Source organism: Arthrobacter sp. TJ-270 (assembly GCF_058269075.1).
The window spans coordinates 147,559-163,336 of the sequence record NZ_JBZCNB010000004.1 but is presented as its reverse complement, the minus strand read 5'-3'; the positions used below and the strand labels follow the sequence as shown (position 1 = coordinate 163,336).

The 15,778-nt window shown below is 63.0% G+C and carries 14 protein-coding genes; all 14 read right to left on the bottom strand.

What is annotated here, in order from left to right; translation table 11 throughout:
- Positions 1–10: 10 nt before the first annotated feature.
- The 14 genes from AC4D2M_RS09815 to AC4D2M_RS09750 all read right to left on the bottom strand — a co-directional run bounded on the left by AC4D2M_RS09815 (position 11) and on the right by AC4D2M_RS09750 (position 15,725).
- Complete coding sequence (locus tag AC4D2M_RS09815; RefSeq protein ID WP_490891557.1) at positions 11–2,824, bottom strand: DEAD/DEAH box helicase; 2,814 nt, start codon at positions 2,822–2,824, stop codon at positions 11–13.
- Between the two features lie 51 nt (positions 2,825–2,875).
- The gene (gene tatC, locus AC4D2M_RS09810) at positions 2,876–3,703 is read right to left on the bottom strand and encodes a twin-arginine translocase subunit TatC (RefSeq protein ID WP_490891556.1); all 828 of its coding nucleotides are present in this window, start codon (positions 3,701–3,703) and stop codon (positions 2,876–2,878) included.
- Positions 3,704–3,708: 5 nt separating this feature from the next.
- A complete protein-coding gene (gene tatA / locus AC4D2M_RS09805) occupies positions 3,709–4,002 on the bottom strand; it encodes a Sec-independent protein translocase subunit TatA (protein ID WP_490891555.1) in 294 nt (97 codons plus the stop codon).
- A 40-nt stretch (positions 4,003–4,042) separates the two neighbouring features.
- Positions 4,043–4,375, bottom strand: a complete 333-nt coding sequence (locus tag AC4D2M_RS09800) for a hypothetical protein (protein WP_490891554.1) — start codon at positions 4,373–4,375, stop codon at positions 4,043–4,045.
- A gap of 9 nt (positions 4,376–4,384) precedes the next feature.
- The gene (locus AC4D2M_RS09795; protein WP_490891553.1) at positions 4,385–6,364 is read right to left on the bottom strand and encodes a helix-turn-helix transcriptional regulator; all 1,980 of its coding nucleotides are present in this window, start codon (positions 6,362–6,364) and stop codon (positions 4,385–4,387) included.
- A gap of 97 nt (positions 6,365–6,461) precedes the next feature.
- On the bottom strand, positions 6,462–6,857 hold the full coding sequence (locus AC4D2M_RS09790; RefSeq protein WP_490891552.1) for an FKBP-type peptidyl-prolyl cis-trans isomerase: 396 nt from the start codon (positions 6,855–6,857) through the stop codon (positions 6,462–6,464).
- 21 nt (positions 6,858–6,878) lie between these two features.
- Positions 6,879–7,814, bottom strand: coding sequence for an FKBP-type peptidyl-prolyl cis-trans isomerase (locus AC4D2M_RS09785; protein WP_490891551.1), 936 nt, complete (start codon positions 7,812–7,814; stop codon positions 6,879–6,881).
- A gap of 130 nt (positions 7,815–7,944) precedes the next feature.
- Positions 7,945–9,306, bottom strand: a complete 1,362-nt coding sequence (gene pafA / locus AC4D2M_RS09780) for a Pup--protein ligase (RefSeq protein WP_490891550.1) — start codon at positions 9,304–9,306, stop codon at positions 7,945–7,947.
- Entirely contained in the window at positions 9,306–10,037 is a 732-nt protein-coding gene (gene prcA / locus AC4D2M_RS09775; RefSeq protein WP_490891549.1) for a proteasome subunit alpha, read from the bottom strand. Before prcA ends, pafA begins: the two co-directional genes overlap by 1 nt.
- A gap of 2 nt (positions 10,038–10,039) precedes the next feature.
- On the bottom strand, positions 10,040–10,855 hold the full coding sequence (gene prcB / locus AC4D2M_RS09770) for a proteasome subunit beta (protein ID WP_490891780.1): 816 nt from the start codon (positions 10,853–10,855) through the stop codon (positions 10,040–10,042).
- 6 nt (positions 10,856–10,861) lie between these two features.
- Positions 10,862–11,071: a ubiquitin-like protein Pup gene (locus tag AC4D2M_RS09765; protein WP_490891548.1), complete on the bottom strand. Its 210-nt coding sequence runs from the start codon at positions 11,069–11,071 to the stop codon at positions 10,862–10,864.
- A 38-nt stretch (positions 11,072–11,109) separates the two neighbouring features.
- Complete coding sequence (gene dop / locus AC4D2M_RS09760; RefSeq protein ID WP_490891547.1) at positions 11,110–12,759, bottom strand: depupylase/deamidase Dop; 1,650 nt, start codon at positions 12,757–12,759, stop codon at positions 11,110–11,112.
- Complete coding sequence (gene arc / locus AC4D2M_RS09755) at positions 12,756–14,495, bottom strand: proteasome ATPase (protein ID WP_490891779.1); 1,740 nt, start codon at positions 14,493–14,495, stop codon at positions 12,756–12,758. Before arc ends, dop begins: the two co-directional genes overlap by 4 nt.
- Before the next feature lie 135 nt (positions 14,496–14,630).
- A complete protein-coding gene (locus AC4D2M_RS09750) occupies positions 14,631–15,725 on the bottom strand; it encodes a tRNA (adenine-N1)-methyltransferase (protein WP_490891546.1) in 1,095 nt (364 codons plus the stop codon).
- Between the last annotated feature and the right edge of the window lie 53 nt (positions 15,726–15,778).

The window sequence follows — 15,778 nt, the reverse complement described above, 5'->3', positions numbered from 1 at the left end:
CGAGGAAGGGCTATTCGGTTACAGCGGAGTAGGCGACGACGCCACGCCGGATCAGCTCGATCGAGTCGATGCACAGCCGGCGGAATCCGGGCGGCAGGTCGGGCACTTTCGCCAGCTGATCGATGAGGTCGATGATCTGCTTGGCCCAGCGCACAAAGTCGCCTGCTGCGAGGTCGGTGCCCTGCAGCGCGCTCTGAAGCCCCTTGCCGCGTGCCCACTTGTACACCGGCCAAACCAGCCCGAAATCGGGTTCGCTGGTGACCGACAGGCGGTACTGCTCCTCGAGGTCGGTTAGTCGGGACCATTGGCGGATCACAACGTCGGTGGAAGTTTCCAGCGAGACCGACGGCATGCGCGGGCGAAGGCCGCGTTCCTCCCGTTTGGCCTGGTAGACCAGTGCGGAGGCCAGCGCCGCAAGTTCGGCCGCATCGAGATCCTGGAAGGCGCCGTGCTCAAGGGACAGCGCGATCAGGAGATCCTTCTCGCCATAGATACGGCGAAGCTTCTGCCCCGCAGGCGAGATCGCCAAGCCGTGCTCGTTGTGTTCCTGCAGGTACCCGTAGCTGAGGAGAACTTCGGAGACCCGGTCGAACGTCTTCGCGATGGTGTTCGTGCGGCCCTGGATCTGCTGGGCCAATCGGTCTGTCTCCCGCCGAAGCTTCCACCATCTTTCAGCCCACCGGGCATGATTCTCCCGGTCGCTGCAGCCGTGGCAGGGGTGAGCCCTCAACCGTCGGCGCAGGTCAGCGATGGCTTTCTCCTGGCGTTCGGTGCCGACGGTCGGGAACTCCACCGGCGTCCTCGTGGTGGGTGGCCGCCGGTCGCTCAGGGAGTTCCGGAGGGAAGCAGCGAGATCCCGGCGGTCCTTGGGCTTGCGCGCATCGAACTGTTTCGGAACCCGAACCCGCGAGAGCACCTCCACAGGCCCGTCGAGGTCCTGAACCGACAGCCGCCGCACATGCTTTTCCAGGGTGAGGACGGTGGGGCGTGGATCGCGGGCTGCATCTCCGGCGAGCACAACCGCGTAACCGGTGATCCGGCCGGCTGGGATGTCGACGACATCGCCGGGGCGAAGCGCTTCCAGCGAGGCTGCTGCGGCGCTTCGACGGTTACGGGAACCGGCCTTCGACGCGGCAGCTTCGAGATCGGACAGTTCCCGGCGGATTGCTGAGTACTCCGAGAAGTCGCCGAGGTGACACGTCATCGCCTCGGCGTAACCCTTCAGGGATTCTTCGCGCGTACGGACCTGTCGGGCGAGGCCCACCACCGAACGGTCGGCCTGGAACTGTGCGAAGGAGGTTTCCAGGATTTCCCGCGTCCGGTGCTGCCCGAACTGGGATATCAGATTGATGCTCATGTTGTACGTGGGCCGGAAGCTGGAGTTCAGCGGATAGGTGCGGCGCGACGCCAATCCTGCCACCGCTCCCGGGTCGGTCCCCGGCTGCCACAGTACGACGGCGTGGCCCTCCACATCGATGCCGCGCCGGCCTGCCCGCCCCGTGAGCTGCGTGTACTCTCCCGCCGTGATGTTTACGTGGGCTTCCCCATTGAACTTGTCGAGCTTCTCCAGCACAACGGATCTGGCGGGCATGTTGACGCCGAGCGCCAGCGTTTCGGTGGCGAAAACCGCTTTGACCAGCCCTTCCTCGAAGAGCTTCTCGACCACTTCCTTGAAGGTCGGGAGCATCCCCGCATGGTGCGCTGCGAATCCCCTGATCAGCCCTTCCCGCCAGGCCCAGAAGCCGAGCACTTCCAGGTCTTCCTCGGGTATGTCGAGGGTTGCTTCCTCGATCCGGTCGCTGATGATGCCGCGCTCGTATTCGGTGGTGAGCCATAGTCCCGCGTCAAGGCACTGGCTGACTGCCGCCTCACAGCCGTTACGCGAGAAAATGAAGGTGATCGCGGGGAGGAGCCCGCCCCGGTCAAGGGCGGTGATCACCTGTGGCCGGCTTGCCCGCCGCACAGCTGTCTGCGGTTGCTGGTAGCGGTTCTGCCCTCGCCCGCGCTTGGCGCCTGTTCCCCAACGCGCCCTCTGATTCAGTCGTGTTTCAGTGGTGGCGAGGTCCAGCAACTCCGGGTTCACTGCAAACTTGTCCTCGGCTCCGCTGGACGATCCCTCGGCGGCCGCTTCGTCGAAAGCGACCTCGCCCGCGAAAAGGTCGAGCAACTGCTGACCGACCATCACGTGCTGCCACAGCGGGACTGGCCTGTGCTCCGAGACCACGACGTCGGTGTGGCCGCGCACGGTATGGAGCCAGGCTCCAAACTCCTCAGCATTGGACACGGTCGCGCTCAGGGAGACGACCTTGACCTCGGTCGGCAGGTGGATAATCACTTCCTCCCACACCGCGCCGCGGAACCGGTCCGCCAGGTAGTGCACTTCGTCCATGACGACGTACCCCAGGCCCGCCAGGGTGTCAGAGTCCGCGTACAGCATGTTGCGGAGAACTTCTGTGGTCATGACGACGACGGGAGCTTCCGAGTTGATGCTCGTGTCTCCGGTGAGCAGTCCAACACGGTCAGCTCCGTGCAGGGCGGCGAGCTCAGCGTATTTCTGGTTGCTGAGCGCCTTGATGGGCGTCGTGTAAAAAGCCTTCAGGTCCTGGCTGAGCGCCATGAAGATCGCGAACTCCCCGACGACCGTCTTGCCTGCACCGGTAGGCGCCGCCACCAGCACTCCCCTGCCGGCCTCCAGGGAGGTGCAGGCGTCCCGCTGAAACTCGTCCAGGTCGAAACCAAGCGTCTGTTCGAACTGATGCAGACGGGTTTTTTCATACCGGTTACGCGCCTGCGCTGCCTGATACCGCTCGGCTGGGGAGGTCATGGTTCAAGCCTAGACTCTCCGGACGTCCGGCTACTGCATTCGGAGCAGGCGTCAGATTCCGTCGATCCTCGATGCGGTGTCCGCGTTTGCCTCGATGTCTGCCTCCCGCGCCGCGTTCCGTTTGTCGCGGCGCTTGTCATTAAGGAGGCACAGGCCAATGGCGACAAAGAACAGCAGCAACAGCGGTATGGCCAGGTAGAACATGCTCATGGCATCGCCGCCCGGTGCCGCCATCGCCGCGAAGAGGCAGATGAGGAACACTGTGATGCGCCAGGACTTGAGCACCTGCTTGCCCTTGATGATGCCCACCAGGTTCAGTCCGAACAGCACCACAGGCAGGAGGAAGGCGATGCCGAAGGCCAGCATCAGCCGCAGCAGGAAGGTTATGTACACGGGGACGGAGATGAGGTTCGCGAAGCCTTCCGGCGTGAAGTCGGTCAGCACTCGCACGGCACTCGGCAGGATCAGCCAGGCCAGATAAAGACCCGCGATGAACAGCGGGACAGCGACGGCGATGAAGCCGAGCGCAATGCGCCGTTCTTTCGAGCGAAGCCCGGGGGTGATGAACGCCCACAGCTGGTAGAGCCACACCGGGCTGGCGATGACGAGACCGAGGAAGACCGAGATCTGGATCATCAGGTCGAAGGGAGACCCGACGCCGTCGAAGTTCAGCGCTGCGTTTCTGCCGTCGATCTGGTTGATATTGCGCACCGGTGTTGCCATCGCTTCAAGCACCGGGTTGTAGATGAAGAATCCGATGACGGTGCCCACAACAACGGCGATGGCCGATTTGAAGAGTCGGTTACGCGCCTCGATGAGGTGTTCCTTGAGCGCCATCCGCCCTTCGGGATTCGCTTTGCGCCCTTTCACCCGCGGCATGGTGCTCAGCTGGTGGAGGACGTGCTACCCGGGCCCGAGGAGCGGGTGGTCCCATGCTGGGGATCGTCGTGGCTGCGCCGGGGTTCGTCGTGGCCCGGCTGATTCACCACGCGCCCTTCGACCGGCGAGGACCCGTCCGCGTCATCGGAGTTGTTTTCTTCCTTCATCTGTCGAACCTCCGACTTGAAGATGCGAAGCGACTGGCCGACGCTGCGTGCCAGACCCGGAAGCTTGGGCGCACCAAACAGCAGAATCGCAATGACGATGATGATAAGAATGTGCCAACCCTGGATCTGCATGACTAAATGTCCTCTCGGTGAGTCTACGTTCAAGTCTAGGTCATAGGTGCGGTAAGTCACGCAGGAGCTGAGGCTGTCCACGAAGGGACCGCCGTCGTACCCTGCGCTCCAGCCGCTGCCAAGCGCGCGCCCGGGAGGCGAGGGAATTTTCAGCCCGAACAACTGCCGGCGACGTGAAAACCGCAAGCGGGACGGGCCGCAATTCTCCGGCTTCCGCAGCGTCGAAATCAGGCGTCAACAGCTCGGAGGCCCGTCCTGCTTCGTCCATAAGGGCGGTGAAGCCGCGAAACAGGCGCCAGGCAAGGAAACCCAGAAAGAAAAGTGTCAGCGCGGCAAGCGCCACCCACAGAATAATCCACGTCCACCATTCCATACGGCCAGTCTAGTTGCCGGTGCGCTGCCGGCGGACGGCCAGTGCAGCGTCAACGAATTCACGGGCAATCTCCCGCTCTGCCTCCGGTTCCGCCACGGTGCACTCACCGCCGAGACTCGCCACGAGCCCCGGCAGCCACGTGGTTGTGCCGACCCTGATCTCCGCAGCCAGCCTGCCGTCGCATGTCTGCGCGGTGCGCTCGGCGGCATACGACTCGGCGATCCAGCGCGCGCCCGCACCCAGGAGGAGTACGACGGCGCGGTCCGCGCTGGAATGGTCGAAGATGACGGACGGTGACTCCGCCTCGACGGTAGTCGGCCGCTCAGTCAGCTCGACGTGCTGCACGCGGTCCAGGCGGAAGTTACGCCGGCCGCCTGCACTGTGGCACCAGGCATCGAGGTACCAGGCGTCCTCGTGAAGGAAGGCCCTCAGCGGCTCGACGAACCTCTCGGTCACCTCATCCCGGGCAGGTACCACGTAGCGCAAGTGCAGCTGTCTGTGCTGTTCGATCCCCGCGCGCACTGTCGCAAGGACCGGGGCAACCTCGTCCTCGGTGATCCTGGTTGCGATCGAGTCGTTCATTCGCGCTGCGTCCCCTGCTCCAGCGCGGAGTTTCTCCCGGGCGGAGCGGACCGCAGAGTCATCGGGCAGGCCCGGAAGGTTGATCAGCGTGTCCAGTCCCACCAGGAGGGCGCACACCTCATCGAGGCCGAACCGGATCGGATCACCCAGCGACTGCGGGTCGGTGATATGGATTCGGTTGTCCTCAAGCTGGATGTCGATCAGGCCGTCCGGATAGAAGCGCGGACCGCTGACAAAGAGCAATTCAACATCTCTGATCAATTGAGCCGGTGACACGCCGAAGTCCCGGGCCGCAATGGCGACCTCGACTCCGGGGTGGTTCAGCAGGTAAGGCACCAGATCGAGCAGGCGCAACAGGCGATCCTCCGTCGAACCGCCGGGCCGGACGGGCGCAGACCGGGTTACTGTCCCGTCGAAAGCAAACGACGGCGGCACCTCCCGCAGCGCACGCGCTGCCCCTTCCAGCCGACGTCGTATTTCCGCTGCGAGCGAGTCCGGGGAGAGTGCTACGGCGTTCGGGCCGAAGGATGCGATCTCACCGGCAGCCGTAGCCTCATCCGAATAGCTGAACTCGAGAGTGTCCCACCCGTCGCTTCGTACCGTCGAAATAGCACCCGGCCGTGCCCTTAGGATGTGGCAGGTTCCCGTCCTGACGGCGACGGCCGCGCGCTGGCCCAGCGCATCCGCAGTGAGCGTGGCGAGGGAAGCAGACATCGAGAAGTCCGGGGGCACGCTGTAGGTGCCGGCCTGTGTGGTGGGCGGCGTGGTGATTCGGGTGAGGCGGAACCAGCGCTCCGCTTGGCGATCAATATCGAAGCCCACCAGGTACCAGTGCCCGAACCGACTGCCCATTCCCCAGGGCTGCACGGTGCGATCACGCTCTTCGCCGGTGCTCGCCGCCCGATACCCGAAACGAATGACGCGGCGCCCGGTGGTGGCCTGCCAGAGTTCGTCCCAGAACGGTTCATTCGTTCGGATCCGCGCCTCGATCGACGACCGGGAGGCCGACTCCGCGCCTACTCCCCTGCCCTGGAGCTTCCGTAGCGCCCGCGATGCCGCGGAACCCAACGAGGCTTCCTCCCACATGCCTGCAGCGATGGTGAGTGCCGCTGACTCTGCCGCGGTGAAGCTCATGCCGGGCAAACGGTAGTCTTCCGCGTTGATCCGATAGCGGGTGGACGCATTGTCATTCTCGAACAGGCGGTCCTCGGTGAATGACTCAAGCGGGATGCCCTGTTCGCGCAACGTTGCCTTGTCGCGGTCGAAGAGCTTCTCACGCGCGGCCACGGTGGATGCCTGGTCGTACTGTTCGATCTCACGAAACAGCTCCTCCTTGGTCCACCCCTGCCGGGAGGACAGGAGCAGCATCACCAGGGTGAGCAGGCGTTCTGTACGTTTCGCTGACACGGTGGCAAGGATACCTTCTCGGGAACACTGGGAAGACGACGAAGGGCGGGCAGCATTCCCTTTCGGTGTTTGCTGCCCGCCCTTTCTATCGATGGTGTTAGCGAACGCCCATGAGGTCCACGACGAAAATGAGAGATTCGCCGGGTGCGATAGCGGAACCCGCGCCGCGGTCTCCGTACGCGAGGTGCGGTGGAATTTCCAGACGGCGTCGGCCGCCGACCTTCATGCCCGCGATTCCCTGATCCCATCCCTGGATGACCTGCCCGACGCCGATGCGGAAGTCCAGCGGCGTGCCGCGGTTCCAGGAGGAGTCAAACTCCTCTCCGGTGGAGAATGCCACTCCGACATAGTGGGCTGAGACGGTATCCCCCGCCTGAGCTTCCCGCCCTGTGCCCTCGATCAGGTCCTTGATGACAAGGTCCTCAGGCAGGGCTTCGCCGGGGAAATCGACCTCGGGCTTGGTGCGGTCGTATTCGCGCTGTCCGAACGACATGGTGGCTCCTTTACTTACTACTTACTCTGCGGCTACTTTTTCGACGATTTCGACGTAGAAGGCGAGCGGACCCGCCGGTCCCTGGGCGGGCTGGTCACCGTAGGCCATGGCCGACGGGATCACGAGCAGGACTTTGGAGCCGACTTTCAAGCCGGACAGACCCTGGGTCCAGCCCGGGATGACCCCGTTGAGCGGGAACTCCGTCGGCTCGCCTAGATCAAAGCTGGAATCGAACTGCTCGCCCTGCCAGGACCACCCGGTGTAGTTTGCGGCGATGGTGTCCGCTTCGGTGATCTCCTCGCCGGTCCCCTCTTCGATGACCTTGACGACGAGATCCGACGGGGCTTCATTATCCGGGAACTCGATCGAGGGAACACCCTCGCCGTCAAGCGTCACGGTGGGAAGCTGCCCTGCTTCCTCGAGCTCCGCAACCTCTTCCGAGGAGAGCTTCTTCGGGGGATTCTCGGCACTGATCACCTGCAGTACGAGCAGCACGTTCTGAGACTGGGGCTGCTCCTCCTCAGCAGGGATAGCGAAAGCAATCTGGGAACCGACCGTCGACCCCACCATGACCTCGTACAGCGACGGGTAGACCTCCTGAAGCTGGTCGTCGAGGGGCAAGCCCTGCGGGGCGCCCTCCTCATAGGAGTCCCGAAGTGCGCTGCCGTCCTCAGGATTGAGTGAGAGGACATGAACTTGGAGGTTCTGGCCTGCCTCAATCACGGCGCCGTCCCCTTCGGCGACGACGCGTGCGCCCTGCTCTGTGATGTCAAGCGGTGCATCGAACTCAACCTCGGGCGCGGTGTCCGGGCCGGCGTCGGAAATCTCAACGGACTCCAGGGTGTCGGCTACACCGGCGGACTTGCCGTCTGCTCCAAAATCCGCAGGGGTGGTTGGCCCGCCGCAAGCGGTCAGGAACAGCATTGCGGGCAGCAGGAATGCTAATACTTTTCGCACGGTATTTCTTTCAAGTGGAGTGGAGAACGCGGTTCCGCGATCCTGCCGGTCGTCCTCTCGGCACCGGACTTTACCTACCCTAACGGGTTGGGCTGGGAGATTTCTCCTAGGCCGGTGAACGTAACGACGCTTACAGATGCTCCAGCAGAGCGCTGACCCGCTCATCTTCGGAGGCAAAAGGATCCTTGCAGAGGATAGTTTGTTGCGCACGGTCATTGAGTTTCAGGTGCACCCAGTCGACGGTGAAGTCGCGGTTGGCTTCCTTCGCGCGGCGGACGAACTCCCCACGCAGCCGGGCGCGGGTGGTCTGCGGGGGGATGTCCACGGCAGCCTTGATGTCGACATCGTCCACCACCCGCGCCGTTTCTCCGCGTGCCTGCAGCATGAAAAACAGGCCGCGTGACCGCGAGATGTCATGGTAGGTCAGGTCGATTTGCGCAACCCGCGCAGAATCCAGGTCCAGGTTGTTTCGTTCCATATAGCGGTCAACAAGCTTCTTCTTGATTGCCCAGTCAACCTCCCGATCGATCAACGCGTGGTTGTCTGTCTCCACTGCCCGCAGGGTACGTTCCCACAGCTCCAGTACCCGGGGAAGGTGCGGTGTATGCGCGCCTTCCGCTTCAACGAAGGAGCGGGCACGGTTGAGGTACTCATGCTGGATGTCAAGGGCAGACACCCGCCTGCCGTTAGCCAGCTTGAGCGGTTGCCTGCCGGTGAGGTCGTGGGAAATCTCGCGGATGCTCCGGATCGGGTTCTCAAGCCGGAAGTCCCGCATAATGACTCCTGCTTCGATCATGCGAAGGATCAGGTCAACGGACCCGACCTTCAGGAGTGTGGTCGTCTCCGACATGTTGGAGTCACCGGCGATGACGTGGAGCCGACGGTAGAACTCAGCATCAGCGTGCGGTTCATCGCGCGTGTTGATGATCGGCCTGGAACGGGTTGTCGCCGAAGAAACACCCTCCCAAATGTGGTCCGCCCGCTGGGAGAAGGCGTAAAGGGAGCCGGACTGGGTCTTCAGAACTTTCCCGGCTCCGACCAGGAGCTGGCGCGTCACAAGGAACGGAATCAGGATGTCGGACAACCGCGAAAATTCCAGTTTGCGTGGGATGAGGTAATTCTCGTGGGAGCCGTAGGAGTTACCCGCAGAATCCGTGTTGTTTTTGAATAGATAGACCCGGCCGTCGTAGCCTTCCTGACCGAGTTTGCGCTGGGCCTCGGCGATCAGGTCCTCGAGGATGAGTTCGCCGGCTCGATCGTGCGCGATTAGTTGTGCGACGTCGTCGCACTCGGCAGTGGCGTACTCGGGGTGGGATCCCACGTCCAGGTAGAGCCGGGACCCATTGGTCAGAAAGACGTTCGAAGAACGTCCCCAGCTGACTACCTTTCGGAAGAGGTAGCGGGCAACTTCCTCGGGAGACAGGGGCCGCGAATTCGGACCGGAGTAGGCGATCCCGAACTCGGTCTCGATCCCGTAGATCCGGCGATCCATTACAGTGACACCCGCTCATTGTTCAGCATGGCGTCCAGCTCATGCCCCGAAATGCGGCGAAACGCCCGGACACTCCCCCGGGTGGTGAGCGGATCTCGGTCCAGAACGGCTACTTCAAGGGTCTTGGAGCCAAGGTGCACTCGCGGTTCGGGGGTTGTTCCGCCGCTCTCCCGAAGGGAGTCGACAGCGGCGCGGATTGTCTCGCCGAAGTCCTGTTCAGCACTCCAGCGGCCTTTAAGCGCGTCAACGACGGCGTCTGCCTGGCCGCCCATCACGATAAACCCGGTCTCATCAGCAATGGAGCCGTCGAAGGTCAAACGGTAGATGTGGTCCTCGGCGATCGTCATGCCCACTTCAGGGACAGCGAGTTCGACCTCGAACGGTTTGCTCTCGGCGGTGAACACCGCACCGAGGCTCTGCGCGTAGACACTTGCGAGACCTCGCGCTGTGACGTCCTCGCGGTCATAGGAGTAGCCACGGACATCCGCGTACCGAACGCCTGCCTGCCGCAGGCTCTCGAACTCGTTGTACTTCCCCACCGCAGCGAACCCGATGCGGTCATAGATTTCTCCGAGCTTGTGCAGCGACGGTGAGGGATTCTCCGCCACCAGCGCGATGCCTTCCCTGCAGGAGAGGACGGCAACGGAACGACCGCGTGCAATGCCCTTCCGCGCGAAATCGGCGCGGTCCTTCATGAGCTGTTCCGGCGAGACGTAGAACTGCTGAGTCATCGTTAGGCCTCCCGCCCTGATACCGATCGCGATGCAATGATCTCCTCGGCCGCCTGGGCAAGGCTCCGCTCGGGGATACGCCGTGCTCCTGCTCCGTTTACGGTGTAGACCACCGGCCAGAGCTGACGGACGACGTCGGGGCCGCCGGTCGCGGAATCGTCATCAGCGGCGTCATACAAGGACTCCACCGCGACTTTCACCGCCGCGTCCTCTCCGAGGTTGGGCTTCCACAGCTTCTTCAGAGCACCCCGGGCGAAGACAGACCCGGATCCGACCGAATGGTGTTCCTGCTCTTCGTAACGCCCGCCGGTGACGTCATAGGAGAAGAGGCGCCCGACCCTGCGCGTGGTGTCGAACCCCGCGAACAGGGGAACAACGGCCAGACCCTGGAGAGCAAGGGGAAGGTTCGCCCTGATCATGGCGGCAAGCCGGTTTGCCTTGCCGTCGAGGCTCATCCGGGTGCCTTCAATCTTCTCGTAGTGCTCAAGCTCAACCTGGAACAGACGCGTGATATCAAGAGCGATTCCGGCGCTTCCGGCGATTCCGAGGACCGAGAACATGTCCGCGGGGAACACCTTCTCTATGTGACGGCTGGCAATGACGTTGCCCATCGTAGCCCGGCGGTCACCGGCCATGAGGACGCCGCCGGCATAGGTCAGCGACACGATGGTTGTGGCGTGCGGAGCAAGGTCTGCGCCGCCGGAGTGATTTCCTGCGTCGCGGCCAGAGGGAAGTGCGGCTGGGTTCTGCGCGGCTATGTACTCAGAGAAGGAGGTGGATGCGGCCCGGCCTATGGTTGCGGCCGCGTCTTCCGGCAGCATGCGTTACTGTCCGCCCTTCTGCACAAATCCCCGGACAAACTCCTCCGCGTTGGACTCCAGGACACCGTCGATCTCATCCAGGAGATCATCGACTCCTTCTGTCTCGCCATTGTCCTGCGATTGGCCGGCGGCTGGGGCTGGCGCGAGGTCGGGACTGACCTCGTCCTGCTCTTCGGGGCGCGATCCGGTATTCCGCTGATCCTGTGTTGCCATGATGAGTGCCCTTCTCTTCGGCCTGTTGTCGGCTACTTCTATGGTGCCATGCTGGGTTCCGGACCGCCCTGTAAGCGGGAGACAAATTCCTCAGCCGTCCGCGAACCTGAGAATAGTTCCTCCGTCAGTGCTGCTGTTCCGCGAAGGGGTTCGCGGGTCTGGATTCGCTGCAGTCTGCGCTGTGAAGGCAGCTCGAAGATAATTGAGTCCCAGCTCGCGCCGACCACCTCCTTCGGGAAAGAGGAGATGCAGCGACCGCGGAAGTAGGCGCGTGTGTCCCGTGGCGGATCTGCGACGGCCGCAACGACGTCGTCGTCGCTCACCAGCCGCTCCATTGAGCCCCGGGCTGCAAGCCGGTAGTAGATGCCTTTGTCCGGTCGGAGGTCCGCGTACTGCAGGTCGATCAACGCGAGCCGGGGATCGTTCCACTCGAGAGAATCCCGGTCCCGGTAGGCCTGCAGGACCTTCAATTTAGCAACCCAGTCCACCTGCCGTGCAGCCTCCATGAGATCCCGGCGGAGCACGGCAATCAGGGATTCCCAACGGCCCAGCACGTCTGCAGTCTGCTCATCCCCGCCGCCCTGGTGGTCCACCGCGCTACGCGCTGCTTCGAGGTACATTTCCTGGATATCGAGGGCTGTAACCTTGCGGCCGTCAGAAAGAGTGACGAGGTGGCGCAGCGTCGGGTCGTGACTAATAGCCTGGAGTTCCCGGACGGGTTCCGCGATAGAGGGGACCGCAAGGAGCTCATTTTCGATCAGTGAAAGGATCAGCGAGGTTGTGCCCAGCTTCAGGTAATTGGACACCTCGCTCAGGTTTGCGTCCCCGATGATGACATGCAGACGGCGGTACTTTTCGGCGACTGCATGCGGTTCATCCCGGGTGTTGATGATCGGCCTGCGCACGGTTGTCTCCAGACCCACCTCATTCTCGAAGAAGTCTGCCCGCTGGCTGAGCTGATAGCCGGGCTGTTGGTTCAGGGCGCCGATACCCAACCGTCCGGCTCCGCAAATCACCTGCCGGGTCACGAAAAATGGAATCAGTGCGGTAGCGATCCTGCTGAAGGGAACGCTCCGCGGTACAAGGTAGTTCTCGTGGGATCCGTAGGAGACGCTCTTGCTGTCCGTGTTGTTTTTGTAGAGGACCACTGGCGCGAAACCGGGCGTCGCAGCGATACGCGCCATCGCCCGCTGCACCACGACGTCGCCGGCACGGTCCCAGCGCACGGAATCGAGGGGGCTCGTCACTTCCGGACTTGAGTACTCGGGGTGCGCATGGTCCACATAGAGCCGGGCTCCGTTGCTCAGGACGAGATTCATCAGTACCGCGGGATCTTCCGCTGGGTCACCGGTCCCCTGGTCCACGAGCGCGACCTGTTCCGCCGTCAGGACGGGCGGCTCATCGGTGAGCTGCGAGGGCTCAGCGGAGGTGCGGCCAACCTGCCATCCGCGGGCGTCGGACAGCGGAGCTTCATCCGTATAGTCCCAGCGGGTTCCGGCGAGGTTGCCCAGGCCTTCCCGCAGGGTTGCCGCGTAAGCGTTCACCACCTGCGTTGAAAGCACAGTGGCATTCGCGTCCGAGATCCCGGGAGCAATGATGCCGTATTCGGTTTCGGTGCCCATGACCCGGTGTACGGTCAGGGGCGGCAGATCGGTCGTCGGTGCAGATTCGGAGGGATTTCCTGTCACAGATACTGCCCCGTGTTGGCCGCAGTCTCGATTGTCTTGCCAGGTTCCTGACCGGCCTTGCCCTGCACGATCGTCCGGATGTACGTAATACGTTCGCCCTTCTTGCCCGAGATGCGCGCCCAGTCGTCCGGATTGGTGGTGTTCGGCATGTCCTCGTGCTCGCGGAACTCGTCCACCACGGCCTGCAGAAGGTGTTCGATGCGCAAGCCTTTCTGCCCGTTCAGCAGGAGATCCTTGATGGCGCTCTTCTTGGCGCGATCCACGACATTCTGGATGACGGCACCCGAGTTGAAGTCCTTGAAGTACAGCATCTCCGTGTCCCCGTTGGCATAGGTGACCTCAAGGTACTCGTTTGACTTCTCCGTTGAGTACATTTTCTCCACCGTGCGGCGGATCATCGCCTGGATGGTGGTTGTAATGTCTCCGCCGTACTCAGCCAGGTCATCCCGGTGCAACGGTAGATTGCCGGTAACATACTTGGCGAAAATCTCCGCTGCGCCCTCCGCATCGGGACGATGGATCTTGATCTTCACATCAAGCCGCCCGGGCCGGAGAATAGCCGGGTCGATCATGTCCTCGCGGTTGGATGCGCCAATGACGATCACGTTCTCAAGTTTCTCCACGCCGTCGATCTCGCTGAGAAGCTGCGGAACGATGGTGGTTTCCACGTCGGATGAAACGCCGGTGCCGCGGGTGCGGAACAGGGAGTCCATCTCGTCGAAGAAGACGACCACGGGCGAACCGTCCGATGCCTTTTCCCGAGCGCGGGCAAAAATGAGCCGAATGTGTCGCTCTGTCTCACCGACATACTTGTCCAGGAGCTCGGGCCCCTTGATGTTGAGGAAGTAACTGCGGGTTTCCTCAGAGCCTGTCCGCTCAATAGCCCTCGCCGCCAGCGAGTTGGCGACTGCTTTGGCAATGAGCGTCTTACCGCACCCGGGCGGGCCGTAGAGGAGGATGCCCTTTGGTGCCTTCAGGCCGTGCTCGCGGTACAGGTCCGGATGAAGGAAGGGCAGCTCAACGGCGTCGCGGATCTGCTCGATCTGCGGGCCCAGCCCGCCGATATCCTCGTACGCAATGTCCGGCACCTCTTCCAGGACGAGGTTTTCGACCTCGCTGCGAGCAATTTTCTCCAGGGCGTAGCCGGTCCTGTTATCCACGGACAGAGCATCCCCGACCCGGATCTTCTGCTGCTGGAGCGGCCCGCTCAGGCGGACGACGCGCTCTTCGTCAGCGCGGCCGATCACGAGCACCCGGTCCTTGCCCAGCAGCTCCTTGATGGTCACAAGTTCGCCGGAACGTTCGAAAGAAAGCGCTGCAACTATCGTGAGGGACTCGTTGAGCAGGACTTCCTGCCCAGGCATGAGCTGGTCAACGTTGACTAGCGGGCTGACGGCAACCCTCAGCTTCCGGCCCGACTGGAAGATGTCCGCGCTGTCCTGCAGCGCGGCTTCCGCACCGTTGGCCCCAATCTGGGAGGTACGCTCGTTCACCTCGATGACGGTTGCGAAGCTGAACGGCGCTGCCCCTTCCTTCTCCAGCGCACCCTTCAACCGGACGATCTCGGTTCGTGCGGCCTCCAATGCCGATACGAGCTTGGAGTTATTCTGGGTTGCGGACGCCAACTGCCGGTCGATATGCCGCAGCTTGTCACGCAAAACGTTGATCTGGCGCTGGGCGACTGCAAGCTGCCCTTCAGTGGGAGTGCGGGCTGGTTCCGGCGCTGACTGGGGCATTCCGGAGTCGTTATTCGATGTATCCACCGCGATCGCCACCTTCTCCGTTGCTGTTGCGTTCTCTTTTGACCATAGCGCAGTGGACATCGGATTAGGCTGAAAGTGATAACTTCGTCACTTTCAGCTGAGGTCGGCTCAGTCAGCCTGTTCGGTACCCTGGGAGTCGCGCCGCGCCTGTGCCTCCTCGGGAGGAAGCGCGCCGCGCTGGATGGTGGAACTGGCATCCCGGGCTACCCGCCGAAGCCGCTTGTCTGATACCGCCCGCTCCCCCACCGCCTGCGGGGTCCACGCATTGAGGTCCTCTTCGCTGAAACCGGTCTTCGACGGTCGGCGCTTCGTGCTGATACCGGTCACACCGTGCGCAAGCCGCCGTGTGGTGAGCAGGAAACCGGTGTGTGCCACCATTCGGTGATCGGGTCGGACCGCCAGGCCCTCCAGATGCCACCCGCGCACCATAGATTCCCACGCTTCCGGCTCGGTGAATCGGCCATCGGCCCGTATTGCCTCGGCCGTACGGGACAACTGGGTCACCGTAGCGACGTAGTTGATCCAGACCCCTCCTGCCGCCAGCACCGTGGCGACCGCGTCGAGGCACTCCCAGGGCGCAAGCATGTCAAGGACAACGCGGTCGACGCTTCCGGGCTCCTCTGCTTCGAGGACCTGCTCCTGGAAATCACCGAGCGTGATCTGCCAGGCGGGGTGTTCGCCGCCGAAGATCGTCTCTACGTTGCCCTTCGCGATGTCCGCGAACTCTTCGCGCCGCTCGAATGAGTGCAGGTACCCGCTGTCACCGACGGCACGCAGGAGTGAGATGGACAGCGCTCCTGAGCCGACGCCGGCTTCCACCACCCGTGCCCCCGGGAAGATGTCGGCCATTGTGACGATCTGGCCCGCGTCCTTGGGGTACACCACGGCAGCGCCACGCGGCATCGAGAGCACGAAGTCGGAGAGCAATGGGCGAAGCGCCTGGTACTGCGCACCGGTGGTATTGGTAACGATCGTCCCCTCGGACGCCCCGATCAGCTGGTCATGGCTGAGGAAACCCCTGTGTGTGTGGAACGCACCGCCGGGAGTCAGGGTGATGGTGTTCATCCGTCCCTTCTCATCGGTGAGTTGCACGCGCTCACCGGGACGCAGGGGTCCACGGCGCGCCGCTGCTCCGTGGGGTTGCTGTGCCGCGTGGTGCTCAGACTGGGGTTCAGCCTCCGTCTCGAACTGGCTGGTGTTCATAAGGTCCTCCGGTGGTTCTGCTGAGGCAGCCCGAAGGCGCCCGCGTGCTTTGG

Bases quoted from the DNA above. Each gene is read 5' to 3' on its own strand.
- AC4D2M_RS09815 (WP_490891557.1), bottom strand. From the start codon at position 2,824: ATGACCTCCCCAGCCGAGCGGTATCAGGCAGCGCAGGCGCGTAACCGG.
- tatC (WP_490891556.1), bottom strand. From the start codon at position 3,703: ATGCCGCGGGTGAAAGGGCGCAAAGCGAATCCCGAAGGGCGGATGGCG.
- tatA (WP_490891555.1), bottom strand. From the start codon at position 4,002: ATGCAGATCCAGGGTTGGCACATTCTTATCATCATCGTCATTGCGATT.
- AC4D2M_RS09800 (WP_490891554.1), bottom strand. From the start codon at position 4,375: ATGGAATGGTGGACGTGGATTATTCTGTGGGTGGCGCTTGCCGCGCTG.
- AC4D2M_RS09790 (WP_490891552.1), bottom strand. From the start codon at position 6,857: ATGTCGTTCGGACAGCGCGAATACGACCGCACCAAGCCCGAGGTCGAT.
- pafA (WP_490891550.1), bottom strand. From the start codon at position 9,306: ATGGATCGCCGGATCTACGGGATCGAGACCGAGTTCGGGATCGCCTAC.
- prcA (WP_490891549.1), bottom strand. From the start codon at position 10,037: ATGACTCAGCAGTTCTACGTCTCGCCGGAACAGCTCATGAAGGACCGC.
- AC4D2M_RS09765 (WP_490891548.1), bottom strand. From the start codon at position 11,071: ATGGCAACACAGGATCAGCGGAATACCGGATCGCGCCCCGAAGAGCAG.
- arc (WP_490891779.1), bottom strand. From the start codon at position 14,495: ATGCCCCAGTCAGCGCCGGAACCAGCCCGCACTCCCACTGAAGGGCAG.
- AC4D2M_RS09750 (WP_490891546.1), bottom strand. From the start codon at position 15,725: ATGAACACCAGCCAGTTCGAGACGGAGGCTGAACCCCAGTCTGAGCAC.